This window comes from Vibrio sp. 1249-1 (assembly GCF_033340495.1).
The window spans coordinates 1-852 of sequence record NZ_JAWOWJ010000305.1 but is presented as its reverse complement, the minus strand read 5'-3'; the positions used below and the strand labels follow the sequence as shown (position 1 = coordinate 852).

Genomic DNA, 852 nt, shown 5'->3' with positions numbered 1-852 from the left:
TTTAATGCAACCGATGGTGACTGATCAAACCCGCCGAACGCTTCTAAAAGCGGCACTATTTGGAGCGGCAACTCCCGTGTTGCCGTTTGGTTGTGCGGCGACAACAAAGCGAGAGCCCGCATTGATTGGTTGTTCCATTGTCGGGCGAGATAAGTTTGCTGCCGTGGTGGCTGATGAACATGGTATGCCTATTTCGACGTTACCTATCCCTGAACGTGGACATGGCGTGGCGACCAATCAGCATGGCCACGCGGTTGTTTTTGGTCGACGTCCTGGCACTTTCTTTATGGTGTTCGACTATCGAACAGAACAAATGCTCAAGTTGGAACTGGCAAAACCGGAGCGCCATTTTTACGGCCACGGCGTTTATTCTCACGATGGTCTTTATCTCTTCGCTACGGAAGGCGAAAGAGGCACTAGCCGAGGTATCATCGGTGTTTACGATGTTAAAAACCAATACCGAAAAATCGCTGAGTTATCGGGATTCGGCATTGGGCCTCATGAAGTGATCATGATGCCCGATGGCACGTTAGCGATTGGTGTGGGTGGGGTGCATACTAATGGTCGTGAGCCTTTGAATTTGGACAGCATGACGCCAAGCTTGAGCTACCTTTCGCAAAACGGCGAGTTGCTTGATCAAGTTGCGTTGCCGGATCATAAGTTGAGCATTCGTGATCTTGCGCATGATGGTTCAGAAACGGTGTTGTGTGGCCAGCAATATCGCGGAGAACCTGACGAATATCCTGCTTTGCTCGCCATGCATACGCGTGGAGGAGAGATGCAAACACTGCAAGCAAAACCTGAAGAATGGGCACGCTTTAATCACTATATAGCCAGTATTGCTGCAACCAA

Annotated in this window: 1 protein-coding gene; it reads left to right on the top strand. The window is 50.0% G+C overall.

Annotation, left to right across the window (positions count from 1 at the left end; translation table 11 throughout):
- Positions 1 to 4: 4 nt before the first annotated feature.
- The coding region (locus R7Z50_RS26015; protein ID WP_318149543.1) for a DUF1513 domain-containing protein at positions 5 to 852 on the top strand (848 nt) is incomplete at its 3' end.